Annotated in this window: 26 protein-coding genes; 8 read left to right on the forward strand and 18 right to left on the reverse strand. The window is 64.5% G+C overall.

Annotation, left to right across the window (positions count from 1 at the left end; genetic code table 11):
* Positions 1-19: 19 nt before the first annotated feature.
* Positions 20-3,028, reverse strand: coding sequence for an isoleucine--tRNA ligase (ileS, locus tag IVB50_RS31040; protein WP_247299163.1), 3,009 nt, complete (start codon positions 3,026-3,028; stop codon positions 20-22).
* Positions 3,029-3,230: 202 nt separating this feature from the next.
* On the reverse strand, positions 3,231-4,202 hold the full coding sequence (locus tag IVB50_RS31045) for a bifunctional riboflavin kinase/FAD synthetase (RefSeq protein WP_018453485.1): 972 nt from the start codon (positions 4,200-4,202) through the stop codon (positions 3,231-3,233).
* A 228-nt stretch (positions 4,203-4,430) separates the two neighbouring features.
* On the opposite strand from IVB50_RS31045, the gene IVB50_RS31050 reads away from it, so the two are divergent.
* Positions 4,431-4,826: a response regulator gene (locus IVB50_RS31050; protein WP_007596883.1), complete on the forward strand. Its 396-nt coding sequence runs from the start codon at positions 4,431-4,433 to the stop codon at positions 4,824-4,826.
* A 120-nt stretch (positions 4,827-4,946) separates the two neighbouring features.
* On the opposite strand, the gene IVB50_RS31055 is transcribed toward IVB50_RS31050, so the two are convergent.
* The 9 genes from IVB50_RS31055 to uvrC form a co-directional block, all read right to left on the reverse strand.
* Positions 4,947-5,801 (reverse strand): TIGR01459 family HAD-type hydrolase, encoded by an 855-nt coding sequence (locus IVB50_RS31055; protein WP_018453486.1) that lies wholly within the window; start codon positions 5,799-5,801, stop codon positions 4,947-4,949.
* Between the two features lie 15 nt (positions 5,802-5,816).
* Positions 5,817-7,289 carry an EAL domain-containing protein gene (locus IVB50_RS31060; protein WP_018453487.1) on the reverse strand — a complete coding sequence of 491 codons (1,473 nt, stop codon included), beginning with the start codon at positions 7,287-7,289 and terminating at the stop codon, positions 5,817-5,819.
* A gap of 142 nt (positions 7,290-7,431) precedes the next feature.
* Complete coding sequence (locus IVB50_RS31065) at positions 7,432-8,562, reverse strand: YihY/virulence factor BrkB family protein (protein WP_026232540.1); 1,131 nt, start codon at positions 8,560-8,562, stop codon at positions 7,432-7,434.
* A gap of 2 nt (positions 8,563-8,564) precedes the next feature.
* Positions 8,565-9,164 carry a hypothetical protein gene (locus IVB50_RS31070; RefSeq protein WP_018453489.1) on the reverse strand — a complete coding sequence of 200 codons (600 nt, stop codon included), beginning with the start codon at positions 9,162-9,164 and terminating at the stop codon, positions 8,565-8,567.
* Between the two features lie 90 nt (positions 9,165-9,254).
* Entirely contained in the window at positions 9,255-10,214 is a 960-nt protein-coding gene (gene prmB, locus IVB50_RS31075; RefSeq protein ID WP_018453490.1) for a 50S ribosomal protein L3 N(5)-glutamine methyltransferase, read from the reverse strand.
* Complete coding sequence (locus IVB50_RS31080) at positions 10,214-10,690, reverse strand: molybdenum cofactor biosynthesis protein MoaE (RefSeq protein WP_018453491.1); 477 nt, start codon at positions 10,688-10,690, stop codon at positions 10,214-10,216. Before IVB50_RS31080 ends, prmB begins: the two co-directional genes overlap by 1 nt.
* Before the next feature lie 3 nt (positions 10,691-10,693).
* On the reverse strand, positions 10,694-10,945 hold the full coding sequence (moaD, locus tag IVB50_RS31085) for a molybdopterin converting factor subunit 1 (RefSeq protein ID WP_018453492.1): 252 nt from the start codon (positions 10,943-10,945) through the stop codon (positions 10,694-10,696).
* On the reverse strand, positions 10,942-11,559 hold the full coding sequence (pgsA, locus tag IVB50_RS31090) for a CDP-diacylglycerol--glycerol-3-phosphate 3-phosphatidyltransferase (protein WP_007596859.1): 618 nt from the start codon (positions 11,557-11,559) through the stop codon (positions 10,942-10,944). The genes moaD and pgsA overlap by 4 nt, the downstream gene beginning before the upstream one ends.
* A gap of 99 nt (positions 11,560-11,658) precedes the next feature.
* Entirely contained in the window at positions 11,659-13,728 is a 2,070-nt protein-coding gene (gene uvrC / locus IVB50_RS31095) for an excinuclease ABC subunit UvrC (protein WP_018453494.1), read from the reverse strand.
* A 249-nt stretch (positions 13,729-13,977) separates the two neighbouring features.
* Between uvrC and IVB50_RS31100 the strand changes: the two genes are divergently transcribed.
* Positions 13,978-14,601, forward strand: coding sequence for an outer membrane protein (locus IVB50_RS31100; RefSeq protein WP_018453495.1), 624 nt, complete (start codon positions 13,978-13,980; stop codon positions 14,599-14,601).
* A gap of 71 nt (positions 14,602-14,672) precedes the next feature.
* Here IVB50_RS31100 and IVB50_RS31105 read toward each other — a convergent pair whose 3' ends face one another.
* The 4 genes from IVB50_RS31105 to IVB50_RS31120 form a co-directional block, all read right to left on the reverse strand.
* Positions 14,673-14,888 (reverse strand): cold-shock protein, encoded by a 216-nt coding sequence (locus tag IVB50_RS31105; protein WP_007614865.1) that lies wholly within the window; start codon positions 14,886-14,888, stop codon positions 14,673-14,675.
* Positions 14,889-15,138: 250 nt separating this feature from the next.
* Positions 15,139-15,999, reverse strand: a complete 861-nt coding sequence (gene rlmJ / locus IVB50_RS31110) for a 23S rRNA (adenine(2030)-N(6))-methyltransferase RlmJ (protein ID WP_018453496.1) — start codon at positions 15,997-15,999, stop codon at positions 15,139-15,141.
* 52 nt (positions 16,000-16,051) lie between these two features.
* Positions 16,052-16,744 carry a ribonuclease T2 gene (locus IVB50_RS31115; RefSeq protein ID WP_026232541.1) on the reverse strand — a complete coding sequence of 231 codons (693 nt, stop codon included), beginning with the start codon at positions 16,742-16,744 and terminating at the stop codon, positions 16,052-16,054.
* A gap of 119 nt (positions 16,745-16,863) precedes the next feature.
* Positions 16,864-17,328: a hypothetical protein gene (locus IVB50_RS31120; RefSeq protein ID WP_018453498.1), complete on the reverse strand. Its 465-nt coding sequence runs from the start codon at positions 17,326-17,328 to the stop codon at positions 16,864-16,866.
* A 182-nt stretch (positions 17,329-17,510) separates the two neighbouring features.
* On the opposite strand from IVB50_RS31120, the gene IVB50_RS31125 reads away from it, so the two are divergent.
* Positions 17,511-17,804, forward strand: a complete 294-nt coding sequence (locus IVB50_RS31125) for a hypothetical protein (RefSeq protein WP_026232542.1) — start codon at positions 17,511-17,513, stop codon at positions 17,802-17,804.
* A gap of 43 nt (positions 17,805-17,847) precedes the next feature.
* Complete coding sequence (locus tag IVB50_RS31130; RefSeq protein WP_018453500.1) at positions 17,848-18,378, forward strand: DUF3617 family protein; 531 nt, start codon at positions 17,848-17,850, stop codon at positions 18,376-18,378.
* A 169-nt stretch (positions 18,379-18,547) separates the two neighbouring features.
* On the opposite strand, the gene IVB50_RS31135 is transcribed toward IVB50_RS31130, so the two are convergent.
* From IVB50_RS31135 to IVB50_RS31145, 3 genes are read right to left on the reverse strand one after another with little or no spacing between them, the layout of a single operon-like run.
* Complete coding sequence (locus IVB50_RS31135) at positions 18,548-19,936, reverse strand: ATP-binding protein (RefSeq protein ID WP_018453501.1); 1,389 nt, start codon at positions 19,934-19,936, stop codon at positions 18,548-18,550.
* A gap of 17 nt (positions 19,937-19,953) precedes the next feature.
* The gene (locus IVB50_RS31140; protein ID WP_018453502.1) at positions 19,954-20,685 is read right to left on the reverse strand and encodes a response regulator transcription factor; all 732 of its coding nucleotides are present in this window, start codon (positions 20,683-20,685) and stop codon (positions 19,954-19,956) included.
* Positions 20,682-21,221 carry a MarR family transcriptional regulator gene (locus IVB50_RS31145; RefSeq protein WP_007596846.1) on the reverse strand — a complete coding sequence of 180 codons (540 nt, stop codon included), beginning with the start codon at positions 21,219-21,221 and terminating at the stop codon, positions 20,682-20,684. Before IVB50_RS31145 ends, IVB50_RS31140 begins: the two co-directional genes overlap by 4 nt.
* Before the next feature lie 338 nt (positions 21,222-21,559).
* Between IVB50_RS31145 and IVB50_RS31150 the strand changes: the two genes are divergently transcribed.
* From IVB50_RS31150 to IVB50_RS31165, 4 genes are all read left to right on the forward strand, one after another.
* Entirely contained in the window at positions 21,560-22,642 is a 1,083-nt protein-coding gene (locus IVB50_RS31150) for a branched-chain amino acid aminotransferase (protein ID WP_247299165.1), read from the forward strand.
* Positions 22,643-22,910: 268 nt separating this feature from the next.
* The gene (locus IVB50_RS31155; protein WP_018453504.1) at positions 22,911-23,435 is read left to right on the forward strand and encodes a DUF2314 domain-containing protein; all 525 of its coding nucleotides are present in this window, start codon (positions 22,911-22,913) and stop codon (positions 23,433-23,435) included.
* A gap of 50 nt (positions 23,436-23,485) precedes the next feature.
* Positions 23,486-25,006: a histidine--tRNA ligase gene (gene hisS, locus IVB50_RS31160; protein ID WP_026232544.1), complete on the forward strand. Its 1,521-nt coding sequence runs from the start codon at positions 23,486-23,488 to the stop codon at positions 25,004-25,006.
* A gap of 55 nt (positions 25,007-25,061) precedes the next feature.
* Complete coding sequence (locus IVB50_RS31165; protein WP_083926322.1) at positions 25,062-25,310, forward strand: tautomerase family protein; 249 nt, start codon at positions 25,062-25,064, stop codon at positions 25,308-25,310.
* The last annotated feature ends 82 nt before the right edge of the window (positions 25,311-25,392 follow it).

Here is a 25,392-nt window from a genome sequence, read left to right on the forward strand (position 1 = left end):
GCCAGGACGACGGTGAGACCTAGATGCTGACCCCCAGCGCCTTCCATTCGCGCAGCGCCTTGGCGTCGCGCGGGGTGACGTCGGGATATTCGGGGTCTTCACCCACCGTCGGCGAAATCTTCCAGGAACGGGCGCATTTGGTGCCGACCGCCTTCTCCACCACGACAGCGACGCCTGGAACGGCATCGAGACGGAATGCGGAAGCCGGCACCTCGCCCTCGCGCACCTCGTAGTTCGAGGTGATGCAGATCTCGGCGAGATCGGTGTCGAACAGCGTCGCAAGCATGTCGCGGTCGGCGACATAGATGACCGGTGATGCCTCCAGCGACGAGCCGATGTTCTTGGCGGCGCGTTCGAGCTCCAGCGCACCGGTGACGACGCGGCGGACATTGCGGATCGCTTCCCACTTCGCGGCGAGCTTGTCGTCGCGCAGGCTTTCGAGGTCGTCGGGAAACTGCGTCAGGTGCACCGAGGGCTCGGCGTCGGGCCTGTACATCCGCCAGGCCTCCTCCGCGGTGAAGCTGAGGATAGGCGCCAGCCATTTCAGGATCGAGCTGCACAACAGGTCGATCGTGGTCAGCGCCGCCTTGCGCGTCGGCGAGGACGGCGGATCGCAATACAGCGTGTCCTTGCGGATGTCGAAATAGAACGCGGAGAGCTCACTGTTCAGGAACGCGGACAAGGTTGCGACCACGGTCTTGTAGTCGAACTCCTGATAGGCTTTGCGGACGACGGCAGCACGGACCGCGAGCTCGTGCAGCATCAGCCGTTCGAGTTCGGGCATGTCGGCGGGCGCGACTGCGTCGGCCGGCTTGTAGTGATCCAGCGTTCCCAGCATCCAGCGTACGGTGTTGCGCAGCTTGCGATAGGTCTCGATGGTGTTCTTCAGGATCTCCGGGCCGATGCGCTGGTCGTCGGCATAGTCGGTGGCGCAGACCCAGAGGCGCAGGATATCCGCGCCCGAATCCTTGATCACCTTCTGAGGCTCGACGGTGTTGCCGATCGACTTCGACATCTTGCGGCCGTTCTCGTCGAGCGTGAAGCCGTGGGTGAGCACGATGTCGTAGGGCGCGCGGCCGCGCGTGCCGGCGCTCTCCAGCAGCGACGAATGAAACCAGCCGCGATGCTGGTCGCTGCCTTCGAGATACATCACGGTGTCGTCGCCGCCGTCGACCTTGCGAACGATGTTGCCGAGCTGCGGGAAGTTCTGGCGATCCTCGAGCACGAAGGCATGTGTGGAGCCGGAATCGAACCAGACGTCGCAGATGTCGTCGATCTTCTTCCAGTCTTCCTTCGCGCGGGATCCAAGGAAGCGCTCGCGGGCGCCTTCCATGTACCAGGCGTCGGCGCCTTCCTCCATGAAGGCCTCGGTGATGCGCTGGTTGACGATCTCGTCCTGCAGGATCTCGGCCGAGCCGTCGCTGTTCTCGCGCACGAAAACGGCGATGGGAACGCCCCAGGCGCGCTGGCGCGAGATCACCCAGTCCGGACGGTTGGCGATCATGCCGTTGATGCGGTTCTCACCTGACGGCGGCACCCATTGCGTGACCGAGATAGCATGCAGCGCGCGAGCCCGCAGCGTATCGCCCTTCCTGGCGTGGCCATCTTCGCTGATGTCCTTGTCCATCGCGATGAACCATTGCGGCGTGTTGCGGAAGATCACCGGCTTCTTCGATCGCCAGGAATGCGGGTACTGGTGCTTGAGGCGGCCGCGCGCGAGCAGCTTGCCGGCCTCGACCAACGCCTTGATCACGGCTTCATTGGCATCGCCCTTCTCGCCCTTGTCGTTGAGCACGCGCTTGCCGGTGAAGCCGGGGGCCTGCGCGGTATAGGCGCCGTTCTCGTCGACAGTGTAGGGGGTCGCGGTCGAGATGCCGCGCTCATCGAGCTCGCGGGTATTGGCCATCCAGACGTCGAAATCCTCGCGGCCGTGGCTCGGCGCGGTGTGCACGAAACCGGTGCCGGTATCGTCGGTGACATGCTCGCCGGCGAGCAGCGGCACGATAAACGCGTAACCGCCATCGAGGCCGCGCAAGGGATGGGCGCACTCCACGGCGTCCAGCGTATCGCCGGGAATGTCGCGCAGCTTCTCATAGGCCGTGACGCGCGCCTGCTTGAACACCTCTGCTGCAAGCGCATCGGCCAGGATCAGGAGATCGCCGGTCTTCGCCCAATTGTCCGCGGCCGCATCCGTCACCTTGTAGAGGCCGTAGGCGATCTTCGGTGAGAACGAGATCGCGCGATTGCCGGGCAGCGTCCAGGGCGTGGTGGTCCAGATCACGACCGATGCATTGGCGAGCGCACCATGTGCCGGGGACGTGACGGGAAACTTCACCCATACCATGTCGGATGTGTAGTCCTCGTACTCGACCTCGGCCTCGGCGAGGGCGGTCTTCTCGACCACGCTCCACATCACCGGCTTGGAGCCGCGATACAGCGTGCCGTTGGCGGCGAACTTCATCAGCTCGCGGGCGATCTGCGCTTCGGCGGGATAGCTCATCGTCTGATAGGGATGATCCCAGTCGCCGATGATGCCGAGCCGCTTGAATTCCTCGCGCTGCACGTTGATCCAGTGTGTCGCATAGGCGCGGCATTCCTTGCGGAACGCCACCATCGCAGCGGAGTCGCGGAAGTCGGGCTTCTGCTTGCCCTTGGAACGGTAGTTCTCTTCCTCGATCTTCCATTCGATCGGCAGGCCGTGGCAGTCCCAACCGGGCACGTAGTTGGAGTCGAAGCCGAGCATCTGCTGGCTCTTGGTCACGACGTCCTTGAGGATCTTGTTCAGCGCGTGCCCGATATGGATGTTGCCATTGGCGTAGGGCGGGCCGTCATGCAGCACGAATTTGGCGCGGCCCTGGGCTTCCTGGCGGAGCTTGTCGTAAAGGCCGATGTCGTTCCAGTATTTCAGCAGCTCCGGCTCGCGCTGCGGCAGGCCGGCCCGCATCGGGAATTCGGTCTGCGGCAGGAACAGGGTTTTCGAATAGTCTTTGGCTTCGGATTTTTGGGACTTTTGTGGCTTGTCGGACATGAGGCTGACTGGCTCGGAAGGGCGCGGGAACGGATGGCGATGCGGAATCGCGGGTGAAACGACGACATCCCGGTCTTGCGCCGAGCCGAAGGCTCAGGCGGAAGCCGGGCCGCTAATCCCTATGATGCGCCGCGCAAACATGGGCTCTCCATAGCAGGGGGGCGGGGGAAGCGCAAAAGGTTCGGCGGGCCGGTTTCCGGCCTCAATCGATGACGCCAAGCCGCGGAAACGCGTCCGGGGCGGCGGCGAGCATGGCGCGGGCGCGGGCGGAATCGTTGTCCATCTGGCGGATCAGGGCATCCAGGCCCTCGAATTTCAGCTCCTCGCGGATGAAGCCGATAAAGGCGCAGTCGAGCGTCTGCCCGTAGAGATCCCCCTTGAAGTCGAACAGGAAGATTTCCAGCAGCGGCGCACCATTGTCGAACGTCGGGCGGCGGCCGAAGCTTGCGACCCCATCCAGCCGCTCCGCGCCGCGGCCGACCCGCACCGCATAGATGCCGTGCTTGAGGCCGCAATTGGCATCAAGGCGGATATTGGCGGTGGGATAACCGAGGTCGCGGCCGCGCTTCTCTCCGTGGATGACCTCGCCGGTGATAAACCAGGGCGCGCCGAGCATGGCCGTGGCCTCGTCGAGTTGGCCTTCGGCGAGCGCGATTCGGATCGCGCTGGACGAGACCGGCCGCTCGTCGATATCGACATGCGGCTGCACGTCGACCTCGATGCCGAGCCGGGGCGCCTCGTTGACGAGGAGGCTCGGCGAGCCGACCCGACCCTTGCCGAAGTGGAAGTCGTAGCCGACGGCGATTCCGCCGATGCCCAGGCGCCCGATCAGGTCGTGGTGAATGAAGTCTTGCGCGCTGGTCCCGGCGCGGGACTTGTCGAAGGTCATGACCACGGCGCCGTCAAGTCCGGTGCCGGCCAGAAGCCGCAGCTTGGCACGCTCGTCCGTCAGGCGGAATTGCGGGGTGTTGGGGCTGAAAAACCGGCGCGGATGCGGCTCGAAGGTCAATGCCAGCGCAGGGCGGCCATGTAGCCGGCCCATTTCCAGCGCCGCAGCGATTACGGCGCGATGGCCGAGATGAACGCCGTCGAAATTGCCCATGGCGACCACGGCACCCCTTGCAATGGCGGAGTCCGGCGTGGTGTCGCGGATAACGGTAAAATGCGGGGCCATCAGGGGAATCTCGAACCGGCGGGACCGGCCGGGACCGTGGCGCGACGGGCCGGATGAAGTCAAGCAGGAGGGGGCGGCCGCATCGAGTGCGATTTCAGTCCACCGGGGGCGTTCCCAGTTAACGCGCTGTTTAACGCCTTGGTGCTAGTCCTTGGGCGTGGAACCGCGGGGCTCCGGCCCGGCAGGTCCGATCGTAATATTTCCTGGGTTTGCGTTGGGGGAGTCGAGATGGCGGTTGATTTGTCGATGTCGGTTCTGGTGGTTGACGACTACAGCACCATGATCCGTATCATCAGGAACCTCCTGAAGCAGCTTGGCTTCGAGAATATTGATGATGCAAGCGACGGTTCGGCAGCGCTGAACAAGATGCGTGGCAAGAAGTACGGGCTCGTGATTTCCGACTGGAACATGGAGCCGATGACGGGTTACGACCTGCTGCGCGAAGTGCGCGCGGATCCGAACCTCGCCACCACGCCCTTCATCATGATCACGGCCGAATCAAAGACCGAGAACGTGATCGCGGCCAAGAAGGCCGGCGTGAACAACTACATCGTCAAGCCGTTCAACGCGGCGACGCTGAAGACCAAGATCGAGGCGGTCTTCCCGGACATGGCGAGCGCGTAAGGCGCGATCGAAGCCATCAGTTGAATTCGGAAAGCCCGGGCGATTGTCCCGGGCTTTCTGCGTCGGGTTCGTCGTTCCGGAATCGACGCCCCACATCAACCGGGAATGACGATCAACTCGCTACCACTTCAGTTCGCGCATCAGCGCCTTCGGGGGATGGCCGAACAATTCCAGCACCGACGCCGGGTCGAGCTGGTCGAGACCCTCGAACTCCTCGGCATGGATGCCGCGGGTCACGAACAGGCAATCGATGCCGAACTCGCGCGCGCCGGTGAGGTCGGTCCGGACGGAATCGCCGATCGCGAGCACCTTTTTGCGGTCGATCTGGTGGCCTTGGCGTTCGCCGGCGAGCGCCATCGCGCGCTCGTAGATCGGCCGGTGCGGCTTGCCGTAGAAGATCACCTCGCCGCCGAGCTCGCGATAGAGCTCCGCGATCGCGCCGGCGCAATAGATCAGGCGGTCGCCGCGTTCCACCACGATGTCGGGGTTGGCACAAACCAGCGTCAGCTTGCGCTCGCGCGCCTTCAGCATCATGCCGCGATAGTCTTCCGCCGTCTCGGTCTCGTCGTCATAGAGGCCGGTGCAGACGATGTAATCCGCCTCTTCCAGCGGCGCGGTCACCGCATCGAGGCCGCGATAGATCGAGTTGTCGCGCTCGGGGCCGAGCCAGAACATCTTGCGGCCGGGATGGTCGGCGACATAGAGCCGCGTCAGGTCGCCTGAAGACACGATCGCGTCATAGGTCTCGTCGGCGACGCCGAGCTTGCGCAATTGCCGCTGCACGGAGTCGGCCGGGCGCGGCGCGTTGGTGATCAGGATGACCGTACCGCCGCGGCTGCGGTAGGTGTGCAGCGCCTCGCAGGCTTCGGGGAAGGATTCAAGACCGTTATGGACCACGCCCCAGATGTCGCTGAGCACGACGTCCACGCCCGCCACGAGTTCACGCAGGCTTTCGGCGAAATGCAGTGTGGTCATGATGCGTGCGGCCGATCAGATACGTCGCGCGAGCGCGGCGTTGCCGGTGACGCGCTGTGGCGCAGACGCAGCCGACGTCGCGCCTGAGCTGGATATGCCGGAGCCATTGGATCCCTGAATGTCCTGTGCCTGGTTCGGCGCGGCGGTAGCAGATGACCCCTCCGGCCGCAATGGCCGGGGCGGCGCGAACAGGAACCCCTGGCCGAACCGCACGTCATAATCGAGCAGGTCGATCACGGCGCGCTCGCCCTCGATTCGCTCGGCGATCAGATCGATGCCGAAGCGGCCGAGCAGGTCGGAGAGATCGGACGGGTGGATGTCCGAGGCCGAAGCCTGCCTGGGGTCGAGCAGGAGCGAGGCCGGCACCTTGATGAAGCGCACGCCGCGATCGGCGAGCTCGCGCGGTTCGATGCGCAAATCGGTGACATGGTCGATCGAGAAACGGAAGCCGCGCTGGGCGAGCGCCGCGAGATTCTCGGTTTCGGCCGGGCCGAGATTGCGGAAGGTGGATTGCTTGAATTCCAGCACCAGCGAGGGCGCCAGCGCCCGATTGGCTTCGAGGAAATCGAGGTATTGCGCGAAGGTCGTGGAATTGCCGAGCGTGGAAGCCGCGACGTTGCAGAACACGCCAACTTCCTTGTTGCGTACCATCAGGCGCCGCAGCACCTGCACGCAGCGCAGCATGACCATGTTGTCGATGCGCCCGATCAACCCGGAGGCCTCCGCGATGCTGATGAACTCCTCGGCCGCGACCAGCTGGTCACGCTCGTCGCGCAGGCGCGTCACGGCCTCGTAGAACCGGACCTTGCGCTGCGGCAGCGACACCATCGGCTGGAGGAAGATGTCGATGCGGTTCTCGTCGATCGCGTTGCGGAGCGTCGCCAGCAATTGGGTCTGGTTGCGGCCGTTGGCGGTCTGAACCGGATTGGCGGTCTGGGTCTGGATCGCCGGTGCTGCCGGCCGCATTGGCGGCGGCGCGGGCGCCGGGGCAGCCGGCCGTTCCTCCTCGAACGTGGCCATCAGGTCGAGCGGCGCGTCCGGCTCCTGCCTTGCGACCGGCGCGGGGGCCGACACTGGCGCGTTGCCGGCCATCAGATCCTCATGGGCCGACACGGTGGTGGCGAGTTGCCTGACCAGTCCGCCGAGTTCGTTGATCTCGCCGACCACCGACTGGATGCGGTCGGAGTTGGCCGAATTGGAAGAGGCGATGCGTGCTTCGATCGTGGCGAGCCGGCGGCCGAATTCGGCGACCTGACGGGCGAGGTCGGCGGTGCCGCGCGAAAGATCGGCGATCTGGCCGCCGACGTCGCTGCGGTCGCGCAGTCGCATCGACACTGCATTGTAGAGGATCAGGAAGGTCAGCGCCGTCAGCGCCACGATCGCGGATTCGGTTCCGCTGATGCCGGCGACCGCGTAGAGCAGGAGCCCGAGCGAGGCGGCGACCAGAACCATGCAGATCGCGATGAAGATCGTCGAAATACGAATCATGCCGCGCGTTACGCCTCAAGAGCTGACTGCCTGACCGGGAAAACACGGGTGGCGTTTCGAACCCGTCACGCCGCATGCTCCCCCAAGCGGCATGACCTTAACATCATTGTTGATTCGAGGGGATAGCGGCCCAATCGCAGAGTCAGGACGGCGCCGCGGCGCCGACCGTGTCGGCCGAGACGGCCTCGCGGGTGCCTAGCGGCTTGGGCGGCCCGGTGGTCGTGTCGCGCAAGGTCTGCCGTTCGATCTCCGAATTCAGCTCAGCCCCGAACATGATGACGATGGCCGACATCCACATCCACATCATCAAGCCGATCGCAGCGCCGAGCGAGCCGTAGGTCGCGTTGTAATTTGCGAATTCGGACAGATACCAGGACAGCAGCGCCGAGCCGGCGATCCAGAGGATCGCGGCCGTCACAGCGCCGGGGCTCAGCCATTGCCAGCGCGGGGCGTCGCGGCTGGGCGCGAAGCGGTAGAGGACGGCGAGCGCCGCAAGGAGAATGACGAACAGCACCGGCCATCGCGCCAGCGCCACGATCAGCTTGCTTTCGGGCGCCATGCCGAGGTGGTTGAGCGCGAGCGGGAAGGCGACGACGGCGCCCACCATCAGCAGCAGGGCAACGATGCCACCGACCGTGAAAGCCAGCGAGACCGTGTTCAGCCGGATGAAGCTGCGCTTTTCACGCTCCTCATAGGCGACGTTGAGGGCGTCGAAGATGGCTTTGACGCCGGCATTGGCGCTCCAGATCGCGAGCACGAGTCCAAACAGGAAAGTGAAACCAAGGGTCGCGCCGCCGTTCGACACGACGCGCGCCACCTGGTCCTCGACGATCTGGAACGCGCCCTCGGGCAGCATCATCGCGAGCGATTGCAGGTTGGAACTGATCGTCGAGGGATCGGCGAACAGGCCATAGAATGAAACCAGCGCCGTGATAGCGGGAAAGATCGCGAGCAGTCCGAAAAAGACGACGCCGCCGGCGGTCGCGAGCAGGCGATCCTCGTCGATGCGCTGATAGGTGCGCCAGAGGATGTCCTTCCAGCCTGCCCACGGGATCGCGAACGGGCTTTTCGCGCGGCGGCCGCGGCCGGGCTGCGAGGCTGCGCCCGTCGGGCTCGTTTCCGGCGAATTCGCCTCGCCGTTGCGGTGGTCTTGCGGAGGTCCCGGCCGGATCAGGCCAGAATCCTGGAAATACCGTTCCGCGGTGAGCACGAACACGGTCGTGGCTGCGACTAACAGCCAGCTGTCGAATTGCTCGGCGCGCCGCATACGCATTTTCAGGTATCCGCTCCGTGGCCGTGACGCCGCCTGCGCGCGGCCGTGATCCCGACCAGCCCAACGGCCGCGAGCATCAGCCCGAGTTGCACGGGCCGGTTGGACCGAGCCGGCCACGTGCTGCCGCCATGTCCTGACTCATGTCCTCGTTCGCCCGGCGCGAGCGGCGCCAGGGGAATTGTCGTCGCGACCTCTTTCACCGCCTCCTTCACCGTTCCGCGCGGGATGCGCGGGGTGGCGATAGCCACCCGTAGGCGGCTGGCGAGCGGCACGATCGGCTTGGTCTTGCGCTTCATCTGGGCCATGGCCACGCCGGCGCAGGCGGCGGCCAGGACCAGGAGCACAGCGCCGACGGCGCCGAACCCCCAGAATTGCCCGTAATGGATTGCAATCCAGCGGTACAGGGCGATCAGGCCGACGAAGAAGGCTGCGACGACGAACAAGCCCGCAACCGCGAGCAGTCCGGCCGCAGCCGCGTACGACGTCATGCGCCCTGTGGCCTGGTTGCTCCGGTCGCGGGCATAGGACTGGGCGGCGCGCTTGAGATGGTTGAGCTTGAGCGCGACGCCGGCGCGCAGCAATTCGCCCGATGGCGCAAGCATGCAGTTATCCTCCGAGTGCGAGAAAATTCGTCGGGGGATGAACGTGGCGGTATTTGACTTGTTCCGACGAGGTCTGCCCGCCGTGATGGATCAGCCGAGATCGGCTGCCGCGATCCAGAACACTTCGCCCTCGGAGTCCTCGGTGTCGAGCCAGAGCAGCGGCAATTCAGGAAAGGCCTCGTCAACCAATTCGCGGCCGCGGCCGATCTCGCAGATCAGCCCGCCATGCGGCGTCAAATGGCCGGGCGCATCGCGCAGGATCCGGCGCACCACATCGAGACCGTCGGCGCCGCCGTCGAAGGCGAGCTTCGGCTCGGCCCGGCACTCGGGCGGCAGCGCCGCCATGCCTTCGGCGTCGACATAAGGCGGGTTGGTGATGATCAGGTCGTATTTGGTGTTACCGAGTGGGGCGAACAGGTCGCCGCGATGCAGGCTGATCCGGCCATCGAGCCCGTATTCGCCGACATTTCGTCTGGCGACGTCGATCGCGCCCTTCGAGATATCGACGGCATCGATCGTGGCGTTCGGGAAATGATGCGCGGCGAGGATCGCGAGGCATCCCGATCCCGTGCAGAGATCGAGCACGCGCTCGACGGCGCTGGAATCGTCGATCAGCGAGCCGGCTTCGCCGTCGCCGCCGAAATGCGACTCCAAGAGTTCACCGATGAAGGAGCGCGGAACGATGACGCGCTCGTCGACATAAAACGGCAGGCCGCGCATGTAGATCTTGTTGACGAGATACGCGGCCGGTTTGCGCGTGGTGACGCGCTGATGAACGAGATCGATGATGGTCCTGCCCTCGGCGGTCGTGACGCGCGCGTTGGCAAAAATCTCGAACTGCTCGGGATGCAGATGCAGGGCTTCACAGACCAGGAAAGCCGCTTCCGCGACCGGATCGGGCGTGCCATGGGCAAAGGCGAGCTTGGCCTCATTGAAGCGGCTCACTGCATAGCGGACGAAATCGATCAGCGTGAGAAGCTCGCCGCGGCCCACCTTCGCGAGCTTTGGCGCGGCGTGGCCGCGCACGGCCTTTTTGGATGTTGTTGCCATCAGGATCGGGTCCAGCGTGCGGCGGCTTCGTCGTCGCGGGCCTGGGCCTCGACCCAGCCGGTGCCGGTGGCGCTCTCTTCCTTCTTCCAGAACGGCGCGTTGGTCTTGAGATAATCCATCAGGAACTCGGCTGCCTGGAACGCTGCCTGGCGGTGCTGCGAGGCGGTCAGCACCAGCACGATGTTCTGGCCGGGCATGAAACGGCCGACGCGATGGATCACCGTGACGCCGCTGAGAGGCCAGCGCGAGATGGCCTCGTCGGCATGGCGCCTGATCTCTTCCTCGGCCATGCCGGGATAATGCTCCAGCGAGAGCGCGGCGATCTTCGCGCTGTCTTCGTCGCTGCGGCAGATGCCGGAAAAACTCACGACCGCACCGATGTCGGTGCGGTTCCCGGTCAGCACCGCGATCTCGCGTGCGATGTCGAAATCGTCTTGCTGGATACGGATGGTGACGGGGCAGGTGGTGACGGGCATGGCCTAGCCGCCGGTCATCGGCGGGAAGAACGCGATCTCGCGAGCGCCCGCGATCGCGGCGTCCGACTTGACGTGGGCATGGTCGATCGCGGTGCGGATCACCTTCGGCTTCTCGAACGCATAGGCGTAGGCTTCGCCTTGGCCGGACAGCCAGGCGATCAGCTCTTCCACGGTGCGCACGGTCGCAGGCGGCTCGATCGTCTCCTCGGCCTTGCCGATGCGCTCGCGCACCCAGGCGAAGTACTTCACCTTCATCCCTCATCCTCCTTGATGAGGTGATGGATGCCGGCGCCGAAATAGTCGTAGCCGGTGTACATGGTGAGGATCGCCGAGGCCCAGAGCAGCGCCAGCCCGATCATCGAGACCATGGGCACGACCTCATCGCCGGCCGGACCAGCCAGCAGGAAGCCGATGGCGATGAGCTGAACCGTCGTCTTCCATTTCGCAAGCTTGGTCACGGGCACGCTGACACGCAGCGCGGCAAGATATTCGCGCAGGCCCGAGACCAGGATCTCGCGGCACAGGATCACGATGGCGGCCCACAGCGACCAGCCGTGAATGATGCCGTCGGCGGCCAGCATCAGCAGGCACGAGGCGACCAGAAGCTTATCGGCGATCGGATCGAGCATGCGGCCGAACGCCGATTGCTGATTCCAGATCCGTGCGTAATAGCCGTCGAGGTAATCGGTGACCGCAGCCGCGATAAAAATGGCGACGGCGACCCAGCGCAGCCACAGCGGGCCGTCCATGATCGACTGTGCGTAGATGCACCCGACCACGACCGGGATCGCGGCGATCCGGCCGTAGGTCAGGATGTTCGGGAGGGACATCGCGCGGCTGGTCGTCCCTCGTGTCGTGGCGATGTTCATCCGTCCTACCAATACCGCTGCAGCCTGAAGGTCAACCGTTCCGCTCCCCAAATGGGGTGCGGGATGCGACGACCATATGACCGCGGCCCCCCTTTTATTTCACCCCGGCTGGGGATGGAAATACTCGAAAATCCTGCGGGCGCTCTCGGCGCTCACCCCCGGAACCTTACCGAGATCGGTGATCGAGGCCCGTTCGATCTCCTTCAGGGTTCCGAAATGATGCAGCAAGGCACGTTTGCGTGACGGACCGATGCCAGGAATCTCCTGCAAGCCGGCCTCGCGGATGTCCTTCTTGCGCAGCTTGCGGTGCGAGCCGATGACGAAACGGTGCGCCTCGTCCCGCAGCCGCTGGATGAAATAGAGCACGGGGTCGCGCGGCTCCAGCTTGATCGCCTCGCGCTCCGGCATGAACAGGGTCTCGCGGCCGGCATCCCGGTCCGGCCCCTTGGCCACCGACATCAGCGCCACCTGGGTCAGGCCGAGATTTGCAAAGATGTCCCGGACCGCGTTGAGCTGGCCGCGGCCGCCATCGATGATCACGAGATCGGGCCATTGCGGGAAGTCGTCGTCCTTGGCTTTGGCCGCATTGTCCTCGGGTGGATTGATCAAGCGCTTGAAACGGCGTTCGAGCACCTCGCGCATCATCCCGTAATCGTCGCCGGGCGTCAGGCCCTCCGACTTGATGTTGAACTTGCGGTACTGGTTTTTCACAAAACCGTCCGGGCCGGCGACGATCATGGCGCCGACTGCGTTGGTGCCCTGGATGTGGCTGTTGTCGTAGACCTCGATCCGCTTCGGCGCATGCGTCAGGCTCAGGGTCGTGGCCATGGCGTCCAACAGGCGGCTCTGCGTCGCGGTGTCCGCGAGCTTGCGGCCCAGGGCCTCGCGCGCGTTGGTGAGCGCGTGGGTGACGAGCTCCTTCTTCTCGCCGCGCTTCGGCATGGACACTTCGACCTTGCGGCCGGCCTTGATCGACAGCGCGTTGGCGAGCAGCTCGCTCTCCTCGATCTCGTGCGAGAGCAGGATATTCCTCGGCGGCGGCTTGTCGTCATAGAACTGGGCGAGGAAGGAGCCGAGCACCTCTTCCGGCGTATAGGTCTTCTCCGCGCGCGGGAAATAGGCGCGGTTGCCCCAGTTCTGCCCGGTGCGGAAGAAGAACACCTCGACGCAGGAGAAGCCGCCCTCCTGGTGGATGGCGAACACGTCGGCTTCTTCCACCGTGCGCGGATTGATGCCCTGCTGCGACTGGATCGCGGACAGCGCAGCGAGGCGGTCGCGGTAGAGCGCGGCGCTCTCGAATTCGAGCTCGCCGGAGGCCTTCTCCATCTCCGCGGCAAGCTCCTGCTTCACCGCATGGCTCCTGCCGGACAGGAAGTCGCTCGCCTCGCGCACCAGGGTCGTGTAGCCGGGGAAGTCGATCTCGCGGGTGCAGGGGCCGGCGCAACGGCGGATCTGGTAGAGCAGGCAGGGCCGCGAGCGACTCTCGAAGAAGGAATCCGTGCAGGAGCGGATCAGGAACGCGCGCTGAAGTGCGGTGATGGTGCGGTTGACGGCGCCGGCGGAGGCGAACGGGCCGAAATAGCGACCCGGCCGCGTCTGCGCGCCGCGATGCTTCAGGATCTGCGGCGCCCAATGGTCGCCCGTGATCAGGATATAGGGAAACGACTTGTCGTCGCGCAGCTGCACGTTGAAGCGCGGCCGAAGCTGCTTGATGAGGTTGGCCTCCAGCAGCAGGGCTTCGGTCTCGGTGTGGGTCGAGATGATTTCCACGGTCACCGTGGCGGCGATCATGCGCAGGATGCGCGCCGGCTGCGGCGCACTCTGGCGCGCATAGTTCGACAGGCGCTTTTTGACGTTCTTGGCCTTGCCGACATAGAGCACGTCGGCATTCGCATTGAGCATGCGGTAGACGCCGGGCGAGGTGGGGGCGAGGCGCACCGCGCGTTCGATCGCCTCGTGGCCGGTCGCCAGCGGCTCTTCGCCGACGGTGCCGCTCTCTTCCAGGATGTCCGGCAGCCGCGCATCGTCCTCGTCGTCGCCATTCGCAGTGGCGGGATCGAGGTCCGGCGGCGCGGCTTCCGTTTCCTGGGGAGGGACGTCGGGTGCGTTGCCGCGCACGGGTTTGCGTACGCGTGCGTCGTCCGGATTGTCGGGGGAATCGTGAACCATGGTGCGAATTTAAGCGCTGCGGGTGTCGATTTGAAGTTCCGGCCGAGCGGCACGCACAGGATGGCGGCGCAGTTCCCGGTAACGCTTGCTTAAGCCTGTTAACAGCGCAGTAACCCGGCTTAACAGGCCTTTAACTTAAAACTCTCGATAAATCTTACGCGAAAAATGGTGGTTCCGTAACCATGCGGTTTTGCCTCGCGCGGCGACGCGGGCATCGCAGCGGTGACGGGAGTTGCGTTGGAGTGTGTGATGAAGAGGCTCGTTGTGGGCGCAGCCGCATTGGCTGCAGTCGGCTGGACGGCTTCGGCAGAGGCCGCCGATCTCAATTACGGGCAGCGAGCGCCCTACACGGTCAATCAGCCGCTCAACGCCTATAGCTGGGCCGGTCCGTATCTCGGTGGCAATCTTGGCTATGAATGGGGTTCGGTGAACAACAATCCCGCAAAACCGTCGGGCTTCGTCGGCGGCGTTCAGGCCGGCTACAATTTCCAGAACGGCCCATGGGTGTTCGGCGTCGAGGGCGACATCCAGGCCGCCGGTGCCGACGACACCTTCGCGCCGTGGAAGTTCTCCAATCCGTGGTTCGGAACCCTGCGCGGCCGCGCCGGCTACGCCTTCAGCAACGTGCTGTTCTACGGCACGGCGGGCCTCGCCTTCGGCGAGCTGCGCGCGCAGACGTTCGGCTGGACCGAGTCGCACACCAGCGCCGGCTGGACCATCGGTGCCGGCGCGGAAGTTATGTTCGCGCCGAACTGGAGCGCCAAGCTCGAATATCTCTATATCGATCTCTCGACGAGTCAGTTCGCGATTACGGGCGTGTCAAACGGCTATAGCGCCAGCGTTGTGCGCGCAGGCGTGAACTATCACTTCTGATAGCTAAAGAAGAAAATACCGGACCAACCTCCCGGCCGCTTGCGGCCGGGATTTTTTTGACGCTTGGCTCGCTAGGGAAGGATGACCAAATCGACCGCCTTCGGCCCCTTGCCCTTCTTGTCCGGTTCGACTTCGAAAGTAATACGCTGTCCTTCGGCAAGGTCCTTCAGTCCGGCCCGCTCCACAGCAGTAATATGTACGAAGACGTCGCGGCCCCCGTCGTCCGGTTTGATGAATCCGTAGCCGCGCTCACCGTTGAAAAACTTGACCGTTCCCGTCATGGCCATCGGGAAACTCCCCCTCATTGCTCCTCCGTCGTGACGCAGACGCGCGTCACGACATGACCGGGCCTTACGAAGCCCGGGAGCTGGCCATCCTTCGGCAGACCATTCGGTCCGACTGGATCTTTCTTAGGCCTTCACTCCGCCGCAACCATTCGCGGAAGCGGAACGTAAAGCCAGTCACTGCAACAGCATAATACGGTTCTCTGCAGATTGACTACCGCTCCTGCATATTTTTCCCAAGAATGCCGGAGTGTTACGGTCTCGGCACCTCTAACCGGAATCTGGCAGCGCCACCCTGGCCGAGCGGCATTTCCAGCTCCGGCAGGATCGTCTTGAGTTCGCCGTGCAGCGTGTAAGGGGGATTGACGATCAAGAGCCCGCTGGAGGTGAGGGCTGCGCCGTCGGCTTGCGGCGCCACGCTGAATTCGAGGCGCAGGCATTTTCCCGGCGGTTTTGCTGCGGCTGCGAGCCGCGCCACTGATTGCACCAGCGTGTCGGTGGCGCGTCGGCTCTTGGCGGGATACCAGATTACATAGATACCGGTCGGCCATTTCGCGAAAGCCGCCGAGAAGGCCTCTGCGAGCTTTTCGAACTCGTCCTTTGCCTCGAAGGGCGGGTCGATCAGAACGAGCCCACGCCGTTCCTTCGGCGGCACGAAAGCCGGCAGCGCCATCCAGCCGTCGAGGTCGACCACGCGGGCCTGTTCGTCGCGGCGCAGTACGCCGATCAGCGCCTTGCGCGCCTTCGGCTCGAGCTCGCAGAGCAAGAGGCGGTCCTGCGGCCTCAGCAGGCCGCGTGCGATCAGCGGCGAGCCCGGATAGGCCTTGAGCTCGCCCTTCGGATTGAAGGCGCGGACGATGTCGAGATAGGGCTTGGTCAGCGCCATGGCGTCGTTCGACAACCGCGCCTGCATCAGCCGCGCAATGCCCGTCAGCCACTCGCCGCCCCGGCGCGCTTCGTCGCTTTCGAGATCGTAGAGGCCAGCGCCGGCATGGGTGTCGATGACGCGGAACGCACCCGGCTTGTCCTGGAGATAGGTGATGATGCGCGTCAGCACGATGTGCTTGATGACATCGGCGAAGTTGCCGGCATGGAAGGCGTGGCGGTAATTCATGCAAGAGCACTACGCCACGTGACGGCCCGAGCAAAGAGGCACGACGCCTGGGCTAGCCACCCCGGATCGGCGGCATCGTCACCTGGTCGCGGCGGCAGGCGCGGCGGTCGATCTCCTCGCAGGCGCGGAATTGCAGGTCCTTGCTGAGGCAGATGCGGACTTCCGATAGCCGCGTCCGGTTGCAGGTGATCGAGACGGCGGCATTGCTGAGGCCCGGATTGGCCTTGATGAAGGCTTCCTCCACCTCCGCCGGCGCCACGGTCTTGGCCTGCGATAGATCGAGATATTCGGCTGGAATCTTGATCGCGGCGCGCGCCTTGCGGATCGTCTCGAAATAGCTGCGGTCAGCGAGCCCCGAGCAGGTGCCGTGCTTGTCCCACTCATTGAAGATCAGCCCCGGCGCCGGCATCAGATCGAGCATGGAGGAGACGATGCTGCGGTTCAGCCGCGGCGAGGGCCGCTGGCAATATTCCGGAAATCCGCTCTCATATTGCGGCCACAAACCATGCACCACGAAAGCGTAGGGCCGTCCGCTGCACTGGGTCTGCGAGCGGCCGCCGCGCTCCGCCGCCTCCTCGCAGAAAGAGGGCGACCAAGACAGTGACAGCACATAAAAATCGAATTCGCCGGGCGTGTTCTGCCGCTTGTCCTGGGCCTTTGCGCCATCGGCCAGCGCAGCCAGCCCGGCCGCAAGCGTCAGCGAGATCATCAGGCGGGAGAACGAATGCAATCTGGAATGAAACATGGCGACGCCCCTCAACTAGACTGTGCAGACAAGCCTAGCAGGCGATAAGAACATTTCAAGAACAAAATGCGGGTGACCGTCGTTCGGCCGCCTGATCGGTCCGGATCAGAACGTTTCAATTACTGTTTGGCGGCGCGGCAGGCCGGGTTGTAGGCCCAGTTGCGGTCGAGCCCGACCACGCACCATTCGACGCCTTGGCCGTAGCCGGCGAAGCCGCCATCCTCCACGATCGAGAAATGCACCTTGCGCATCTTGCCGTCCGTGAGCATGGCCTCGCCGGTGCAATAGCGGCGCGGGATGTTGTCGGATGCCCAAGGCCGGAACGCGGTCTCGTGAACTGCGGCGAAGCCGGTGATCTTCAACGAAGAATTCCAGAACGCGCTTTCTTTCTCCCAGAACTGGGTCGCGATCGTCGGCAGCGCCCTGTCGCACTCGGAGACGTTGCCGTCATAGCGCGGCCCGCTCAGCCAGAAATTCAGCTCCAGCGGATTGGCGGCCCTGGCCTCGCCGAGCGACAGCGCCCCGAACAGGAGGCCGAGCACGGCGGCAAAGCGGAGCGATTTCAGGAAGGTCGAGGCGCGCATGGATGATCCAGACAGCATGATCTGCAAGGGTCGGACGGTGCCGTGAAGGCCGGGGGAGGTCAAGTGCAGCGCGGCAACACTTGCCGACGAGTTGACCGCAATGCTGCGTTGGACCGGCCATCCGTTCTTTCCACCGCCGCGCCGACACCGTAAACTGCCGCCAACCAATCGGAGTGACGGGAATGCGAATCATTGCGGCCGCGGGCCTACTTGCCTTGGGTATGATGGCGAGCCAGTCGGCGCATGCCGATCTGCTTCCGGTGCCTCCGTTCAAGGGCAACGACACCGGCGGCATCATCGCCTATTCGATGGCAACCCAGGTCGATGCGCGGCAGGTCGCGGTCGATCACTGCGCGCGCTATGGCAAAGTCGCCAAATTCCTGGCGGTGCAGGCCTATGAGGGCGGCTACATCTCGTTCTCCTGCCGCTGGGTGCCCTATGGCGCCGCCGACCAGCCGATCCGCACGCTCTACTGAGGCGCTTTCGCACGCCGCTACCTCTCAGCCGGGAACTTCCCACATGACGCGCAAACTCGCTTTGCTCGGCTCCGCCCTTTGCCTCGTGTTGTCGGCAGGCAGCGCTCGCGCTGACGACCTGCCGGTGCGTAAGGCAGGGCTGTGGGAATTGAAGATGGTCCGGACCGGCACGCCGGTGCCCGAGATGACCATGCAGCACTGCACCGACGAGACCGTCGACAAGGAAATGAACAACAACGTCTCGCCGATGGCCAAGCAGATCTGCGCCAAGCAGGACATCAAGAAGACCGCGACCGGCTATGTCAGCGATTCCGAGTGCAATGTCGCCGGCATCAGCACGACTTCGCATGCTGAGATCACCGGCGATTTCAATTCGGCCTATACGGTGAAGACGTCGTCGCACGCGCAAGGCGGCGCCGCCGGCGCGGCAGGCCGCGACACGACCGTGCAGCTCGAAGCGAAATGGCTGGGAGCCTGCAAGCCGGACCAGAAGCCCGGCGACATCGTGATGCCCGGCGGCTTCAAGATGAACGTGCGTGACATGGACAAGCTGAAGGCGCTGCTGCCGAAGTAAGGCTCTTCCCCTCTCCCCTTGTGGGAGAGGGTGGCTCGCCGCGCAGCGGCGAGACGGGTGAGGGGTTTGTCTCCGCGTGTGACTCTTTTCGCTTTGAATTCGCGGAGAGAGACCCCTCATCCGGCGCTTCGCGCCACCTTCTCCCACAGGGGGAGAAGGGAAGAGGCAGCTACACCGGTATCCGCACGCTCGCCCTTAATCCGCCCATCGGACTGTCGCCAAGCGTGATGTCGCCGCCGTGCGAGCGGGCGATGTCGCGGGCGATCGCGAGGCCAAGACCTGTGCCGCCTTCGTCCTGGTTGCGGGCGTTGTCGAGCCGCAGGAACGGCTTGAACACCTCTTCGCGCAGATGGGCGGGAATGCCCGGCCCGTCATCGTCCACCGTCACGGTCAAATAACGGTGATCGCGCTGGCCGGTGATGGCGATGCTCTTGCCGTAGCGGGCGGCGTTGGTGACGAGGTTGGCGAGGCAGCGCTTGAATGAGGCCGGCTTCACCGTGACCACGGGCAGCCCGTTGAACGCAACGGTCGCCGTGTGGCCGTGGCGCTCGGCGTCGCTGCGCAGCTCCTCGAGCGCCTGGGCCATGTCGGTCGGCTGCGACTGCTCGCCGGAATCGCCGCGGGCAAACGCGAGGTAGTCCTCGAGCATCATCGACATCTCGTCGACGTCCTTGCGCATGCCCTCCATTTCGGGGCTGTCGCCGATCAACGCCAGCTCGAGCTTGAACCGCGTCAGGATCGTGCGCAGATCATGGCTGACGCCGGCTAGCATCGCGGTGCGTTGCTCCATCGTTCGCTCGATGCGCGACTTCATTTCGAGGAAGGCGACCGACGCGCGCCGCACCTCGCGCGCGCCACGCGGGCGGAAATTCGGCGCCTCGCGGCCCTTGCCAAAACTTTCGGCGGCGTCGGCAAGTCGCAGGATCGGCTTGATCTGGTTGCGCAGGAATAGCACCGCGACGATCAGCAGGATCGAGGACGTGCCGACCATCCAGAACAGGAAGATCTCCGAGTTCGAGGCATAGGCGGCGCTGCGCTGCGCGAACACGCGCATCACGGCGTCGTCGAGCTGGATCCGGATCTCGACGAGGTTGGAGCGGCCGACCGTGTCGATCCAGAAGGAGCGCCCGATCTGGCGGCCGAGCTGCACCGACAGCGTCTGGTCGAGCAGCGAGAAGAACGGCTTTGGTCCCGGCGGCGGCATGTCGCCGGCCGGGAGGAAATCGACGACGAGGCCCAGGCGCTGCTGCGCGATGCGGCGGATCTGGTCGCGATCCTTGTCTTGCGGGTAGCCCTTGTAGACGTCGATCAGCGCGGCGATGTCCTGCACCACCGCGGCCGACAGGCGGCGTGTCACCGTGTTCCAGTGCCGCTCCATGAACACGAAGGCGACCACCGATTGCAGGATCACCATCGGCACGATCATGATCAGCAGCGCACGCGCATAAAGGCCGGTCGGCATCCAGCCCTTGAACGCATTGCCCATCCAGCCATTGGCGGCGGAGACGCGGCCGGCGGCGCTCTTCAAAAGCGTCAGGCCGGTATCGATCGTGCTCATCGGTGGCGGTTCACTCTTTATGGCGAGGCTACCAGCCGGTAGCCGATGCCGCGCACGGCCTGGAGGAACAGCGGATTGGCGGGATCGGTCTCGATCTTGCGCCGCAGGCGGTTGATCTGCACGTCGACGGCGCGCTCGTTGACGCTGCCATTGCCGGTCAGCGCGCTGCGCGGCACGGTCTCGCCCGGTGTCTCCGACAAAATCCGCAGCATCTCGCGCTCGCGGTCGGTGAGGTGAATGACGTCTTCGCCCTGGCGCAATTCGCCGCGGTCGAGGTGATAGATGTACGGGCCAAACGCGATCTTCTCGACCGCAGCGGCCTGTGGCGGCGGCGCGGCGCGCTTGAGGATGTTGTTGATGCGCAGCGCAAGCTCGCGCGGCTCGAACGGCTTTGCGACGTAATCGTCGGCACCGATCTGCAGGCCCTCGATGCGCGCTTCGGCTTCATGCCGCGCCGTCAGCATCACGATCGGCACCGAGGACGAGGTCCGGATGAAACGGGCGAGATCGAAGCCGGTCTCGCCGGGCATCATGACATCCAGGATCAAGAGGTCGAAGTGCAGGCCCAAAAGCTTGGAACGGGCATCGCTAGCGCTCGCGGCGGTCGAGACGCGATAACCTTCGCCGGCAAGGAAGCGCGAGAGCAGATCGCGGATGCGGCGGTCGTCATCGACCAGCAGGAGATGCGGGGCATCGTCTGCGGGACGTGCCGGCGGGCGTGCGAGCGTGGCAGCGAGCGGCACGGTCACTCCTTGTCCTGATTGACGGTGGCAAAGATCGTCTCGAGCACCTTGTCCGGATCGTCGCGGTCGATCATCGCGCGCAGGAAGCGCTTGACGGTCTCGGCATCCTGCGGCGCCATCTCGGCAAGCGCCTTGGTGATGCGCGTGGTCTGGAGGCCGGCGAGCTTCTGCACCAGCGCCTCGCCCTTCGGTGTCGCAAACAGCAGGCGTTGGCGGCGATCATTGTCGCCGGTCTTCTGCACGATATAGCCCTCGTCCAGGAGCTGCTTGAGCACCCGGCCGAGCGATTGCTTGGTGATGCGCAGGACGTCGAGGAGGTCGGCGACCTTGAGGCCGGGATAACGATAGACAAAGTGCATGACGCGGTGATGGGCCCGGCCGAAGCCGAACGCCTCCAGCTCCTGGTCGGGATCGCCGACAAAATCGCGATAGGCGAAGAACAGCAGTTCGATGATATCCCAGCGCAAATTGCCTCCGTCGTCTGCGGCCGGCCGCGGCCCGGCTGCGTCTTGAGAAGGAGTCGCGAAATTTATGTCAGGCATATTGACGTATCTTGGTCTCAATGTTACAAAACGATCAGCCCGCACGAAATTTTAGATCGTTTCGCGTCGGGTGGGCGTCGAAGCAAGGCGGCCGCAGTGGGCCGGACAGGCGGCAACGGCCGGAGCAGATCTACCGTGCGATGTCGAACGGCATTTCGGCAAAACATACTGGACTTCCGTCTTCCGCAAAAGCATGTCCTCCGTGACATGCTGGCCACGGAAACCGGCCGTAACAAGGCTGGCGGCGGTCCGGCCAGAAACCAATCGAGCCAGCCGGGCCCAAATCGGGGCAGGCGGGTGCCACAACGGCGCCGCTACCGGCAGCGGGAGGCAAGGACATGAGCATGAAATTCGACATCCAGCCCGCATCCAATCCGACCTCCGAGAAGGATCGGGTCGCCAAGCTGGTCGACCCCGGTTTCGGGCGGGTCTTCACCGACCACATGGCAGTGGTCCGCTACAACCAGCCCAAGGGTGGCTGGTACGAGGCGCGTGTCGAGGCCCGCGCCAATTTCCAGCTCGATCCGGCCGGCGCCGTCCTGCACTACGCCCAGGAAATTTTTGAAGGCCTCAAGGCCTACAAGCGCGACGACGGCGGCGTGAACCTGTTTCGCCCCGATGCCAATGCCCGGCGCTTCAAGGACTCGGCGGACCGCATGGCGATGGCGCAGCTCCCTGAAGACGTCTTCATCGAGGCGGTCGAGCAAATCGTGCGCATCGATCGCGCCTGGATGCCGGGCGGCGAGGGCAGCCTTTACCTGCGCCCCTTCATGATCGCGAGCGAGACCTTCCTCGGCGTCAAGCCGTCGTCCGAATACATTTTCGCGGTGATCGCCTCGCCGGTCGGCTCCTACTTCAAGGGCGGCCCCGCGCCGGTCTCGATCTGGGTGTCGGAGAATTACACGCGCGCTGCCGTCGGCGGCACCGGCGCCGTCAAATGCGGCGGCAACTATGCCGCAAGCCTGCGTGCGCAGGCCGAGGCGATCCAGCACGGCTGCGACCAGGTCGTCTTTCTCGATGCAATCGAGCGCCGCTACATCGAAGAGCTCGGCGGCATGAATGTGTTCTTCGTGTTCGACGACGGGTCGCTCTCGACGCCGCCGCTGGGCACCATCCTGCCCGGCATCACCCGCGACTCCATCATTGCGCTGGCCAAAGACGCCGGCAAGACCGTGCGTGAGGAGCCGTACTCGCTCGACCAGTGGCGCAAGGATGCGGCCAGCGGCAAGCTGAAGGAAGCGTTTGCCTGCGGCACCGCCGCCGTGATCTCGCCGATCGGCACGGTGCGCTCGGTGAGCGGCGATTTCGAGATCAGCGGCGGTGCCGCGGGCCCCGTCGCCATGGGCCTGCGCAAGCAGCTCGTCGACATCCAGTACGGCCGCACCAACGATCCGCACAACTGGATCCGGAAGGTGGATTGAGGCCCTTCTTCCTTCTCCCCTTGTGGGAGAAGGTGGCGCGAAGCGCCGGATGAGGGGTTCTATCCGCGAGTTCAAGGGTCAGTTGGACTCGCGGATAGAACCCCTCACCCGTCTCGCCGCTACGCGGCGAGCCACCCTCTCCCACAAGGGGAGAGGGGAAAAGGGCATCGCTGGTTGGCTTTTCTCGCCATGAACGCGACACCATGATCGTGCGACAAAGTCCAAGACCTCGCATACCCAGACATCGAGTCATCCGGACATCGCGATCATGACATCCACTCTTCCCCAGTCCCTGAAATGGGTCGTTCTTGCCGCGGTCACCGGCATCACCGTATTCGGCATTCTGACCATCGGCCCCAAGCCGGACGTCTCCGCTGAGGGCCGTTCGCCCGTCGTCGACGTGCGCACCACCGATCCGGAGATGAACACCGCGATCGCGCGCGCCCGCGGCACGCTGCCGACCTTTTGGGCCTCCTACGAGGCGCCGAAGCCGTCGGAGACAGGGCATGCCCTGAAGGTGCACTTTTCGACCCGCAAAGGCGGTGAGCACATCTGGATGGCCGAGGTGAAGAAGCTACCCAATGGGGCCTATTCCGGCCTCTTCGCCAACGAGCCACGCGATCTGGCCGGCAAGCGGGCAGGCGATAAGGTCGAATTCACTGAAGCCGACATCTCGGACTGGATGTTCATGCGCAACGGCAAGATCGTCGGCGGCGAAACCATCAAGCCAACGCTGAAGTCGCTGCCGAAAGCGGATGCCGACGCGCTCCGGGCGCGGATGGAGCAGCCGTAAGCGATTACCCGGCAGTTGCCGCATCACGCGTCGGCTGGTAAATGCCGCGCATGGCCGAAAAACCCAAAAAATCCCAGAAACTGAAGGCGCGCCTGCCGCGCGGGCTCGAGGATCGCGATCCCGCCGCGATCCGGGCGACGCGCGAGATGGTGGAAAAGATCCGGACCGTGTACGAACTCTACGGGTTCGAGCCGGTGGAAACGCCGGCGATGGAATACACCGACGCGCTCGGCAAGTTCCTGCCCGACCAGGATCGTCCGAACGAGGGCGTGTTCTCGTTCCAGGACGACGACGAGCAGTGGATCAGCCTCCGCTATGATTTGACCGCGCCGCTCGCCCGCTATGTCGGCGAGCGATACGGGACCGACGGTCTTGTGTTGCCCTACCGCAGCTACCGCGTCGGCTACGTCTTCCGCAACGAGAAGCCCGGCCCCGGCCGCTTCCGCCAGTTCATGCAGTTCGATGCGGATACGGTGGGATCGGCCACGCCGGCGGCGGACGCGGAGATCTGCATGATGGCCGCGGACACGATGGAAGCGCTAGGCATTGCGCGCGGCTCGTATGTCGTCAAGGTGAACAATCGCAAGGTGCTCGACGGCGTTCTGGAAGCCATCGGGCTCGGCGGCGAAGAGAACGCAGCACGCAGACTGACGGTGCTGCGCGCGATCGACAAGCTCGACAAATTTCCCGCCGAGGAAGTTCGCAAACTGCTCGGTCCCGGTAGATGGGATGGCGGCGAAGAAGGCAAGGGCGACTTCACGAAGGGCGCCAATTTGAGCGCGTCGGAGGCTGACGTCGTTCTCGCCATCACCAAACCGCGCGACGATTGGAAAGAGGCGATCGCCGCGGCGGAGGTCTATCTCGCCAAGAGCGAAGTCGGTCAGGCCGGCGTGAGCGAGCTGGAAGAGATCGCGAAACTGGTGACGGCGTCGGGGTACGGCGCGGACCGCATCAAGATCGATCCCTCCGTGGTGCGCGGTCTCGAATATTACACGGGCCCCGTCTACGAGGTCGAATTGCTGCTCGAGACCAAGGATGACAAGGGCCGCCCGGTCCGCTTCGGCTCGGTCGGCGGTGGTGGCCGCTATGATGGTCTCGTCTCGCGCTTTCGCGGCGAGCCGGTGCCGGCGACCGGATTCTCGATCGGCGTGTCGCGGCTTCAGGCCGCGCTGACTCTGCTTGGCAAGCTCGACACGCGGCCCGAGTTCGGCCCCGTCGTCGTCACCGTGTTCGACCGCGACCGCGTCGCCGACTATCAGAAGATGGTCGCATCGTTGCGAACCGCCGGCATTCGCGCCGAACTCTATCTCGGCAATCCCAAGAACATGGGCAACCAGCTCAAATATGCCGATCGCCGCAATGCGCCCTGCGTCATCATCCAGGGCTCGGATGAAAAAGCGCGTGGCGAGGTGCAGATCAAGGATCTGATCGAGGGCGCGAAGGCGGCGGCCGCGATCGCTTCCAACCAGGAATGGCGCGAGAGCCGCCCGGCGCAGTTCTCGTGCAGCGAGGCCGACCTCGTCGCCAAAGTGCGCGAGGTGTTGGCGCGGCATGACGTGAGCTGGGGCTAGCCATTCGCTGACGTCGCCATGCCCGGGCTTGTCCCGGACATCTACCTCCTGTTTGATGGCGCCCGTCAATGGCCGGTGTCCGGCCCCAAGGGAGAGAAAAATGCCTGAGATCACTGTCAGCATGGCCGAAGGCCGCACCGACGAACAAAAGGCCGGCATGATGCGCGACATCACCCAGGCACTGGTGAAGAATCTCGGCGTCGATGCCGACGCCGTCGTCATCCAGATCAATGAAGCCCCGCTCCGCCACAAGATGAAGGGCGGCAAGACGTTCGTGGAGCGCGCGGCGGCTGCGAAGAAGTAGCCGGCGCTGGTTCGGCAACCACAAAGGTCGTCCTGGCGAAAGCCAAGGACCCATTACCCCAAGCGGCAGTTGTCGCAGCAGG

Origin of the sequence: Bradyrhizobium sp. 87 (assembly GCF_023073015.1) — a bacterium.
GTDB lineage: Bacteria > Pseudomonadota > Alphaproteobacteria > Rhizobiales > Xanthobacteraceae > Bradyrhizobium > Bradyrhizobium canariense_D.

Coding starts and splice junctions, on each gene's coding strand:
- uvrC (WP_018453494.1), bottom strand. CDS start 13,728: ATGGTTCACGATTCCCCCGACAATCCGGACGACGCACGCGTACGCAAA.
- pgsA (WP_007596859.1), bottom strand. CDS start 11,559: ATGAACATCGCCACGACACGAGGGACGACCAGCCGCGCGATGTCCCTC.
- IVB50_RS31155 (WP_018453504.1), top strand. CDS start 22,911: ATGACATCCACTCTTCCCCAGTCCCTGAAATGGGTCGTTCTTGCCGCG.
- IVB50_RS31045 (WP_018453485.1), bottom strand. CDS start 4,202: ATGGCCCCGCATTTTACCGTTATCCGCGACACCACGCCGGACTCCGCC.
- IVB50_RS31100 (WP_018453495.1), top strand. CDS start 13,978: ATGAAGAGGCTCGTTGTGGGCGCAGCCGCATTGGCTGCAGTCGGCTGG.
- IVB50_RS31165 (WP_083926322.1), top strand. CDS start 25,062: ATGGCGCCCGTCAATGGCCGGTGTCCGGCCCCAAGGGAGAGAAAAATG.
- IVB50_RS31060 (WP_018453487.1), bottom strand. CDS start 7,289: ATGATTCGTATTTCGACGATCTTCATCGCGATCTGCATGGTTCTGGTC.
- IVB50_RS31125 (WP_026232542.1), top strand. CDS start 17,511: ATGCGAATCATTGCGGCCGCGGGCCTACTTGCCTTGGGTATGATGGCG.
- IVB50_RS31145 (WP_007596846.1), bottom strand. CDS start 21,221: ATGCCTGACATAAATTTCGCGACTCCTTCTCAAGACGCAGCCGGGCCG.
- IVB50_RS31070 (WP_018453489.1), bottom strand. CDS start 9,164: ATGCTTGCGCCATCGGGCGAATTGCTGCGCGCCGGCGTCGCGCTCAAG.
- moaD (WP_018453492.1), bottom strand. CDS start 10,945: ATGAAGGTGAAGTACTTCGCCTGGGTGCGCGAGCGCATCGGCAAGGCC.
- IVB50_RS31105 (WP_007614865.1), bottom strand. CDS start 14,888: ATGGCCATGACGGGAACGGTCAAGTTTTTCAACGGTGAGCGCGGCTAC.
- IVB50_RS31050 (WP_007596883.1), top strand. CDS start 4,431: ATGGCGGTTGATTTGTCGATGTCGGTTCTGGTGGTTGACGACTACAGC.
- ileS (WP_247299163.1), bottom strand. CDS start 3,028: ATGTCCGACAAGCCACAAAAGTCCCAAAAATCCGAAGCCAAAGACTAT.
- IVB50_RS31135 (WP_018453501.1), bottom strand. CDS start 19,936: ATGAGCACGATCGATACCGGCCTGACGCTTTTGAAGAGCGCCGCCGGC.
- hisS (WP_026232544.1), top strand. CDS start 23,486: ATGGCCGAAAAACCCAAAAAATCCCAGAAACTGAAGGCGCGCCTGCCG.
- IVB50_RS31115 (WP_026232541.1), bottom strand. CDS start 16,744: ATGTTTCATTCCAGATTGCATTCGTTCTCCCGCCTGATGATCTCGCTG.
- prmB (WP_018453490.1), bottom strand. CDS start 10,214: ATGGCAACAACATCCAAAAAGGCCGTGCGCGGCCACGCCGCGCCAAAG.
- IVB50_RS31120 (WP_018453498.1), bottom strand. CDS start 17,328: ATGCGCGCCTCGACCTTCCTGAAATCGCTCCGCTTTGCCGCCGTGCTC.
- IVB50_RS31055 (WP_018453486.1), bottom strand. CDS start 5,801: ATGACCACACTGCATTTCGCCGAAAGCCTGCGTGAACTCGTGGCGGGC.
- IVB50_RS31080 (WP_018453491.1), bottom strand. CDS start 10,690: ATGCCCGTCACCACCTGCCCCGTCACCATCCGTATCCAGCAAGACGAT.
- IVB50_RS31130 (WP_018453500.1), top strand. CDS start 17,848: ATGACGCGCAAACTCGCTTTGCTCGGCTCCGCCCTTTGCCTCGTGTTG.
- rlmJ (WP_018453496.1), bottom strand. CDS start 15,999: ATGAATTACCGCCACGCCTTCCATGCCGGCAACTTCGCCGATGTCATC.
- IVB50_RS31065 (WP_026232540.1), bottom strand. CDS start 8,562: ATGCGTATGCGGCGCGCCGAGCAATTCGACAGCTGGCTGTTAGTCGCA.
- IVB50_RS31150 (WP_247299165.1), top strand. CDS start 21,560: ATGAGCATGAAATTCGACATCCAGCCCGCATCCAATCCGACCTCCGAG.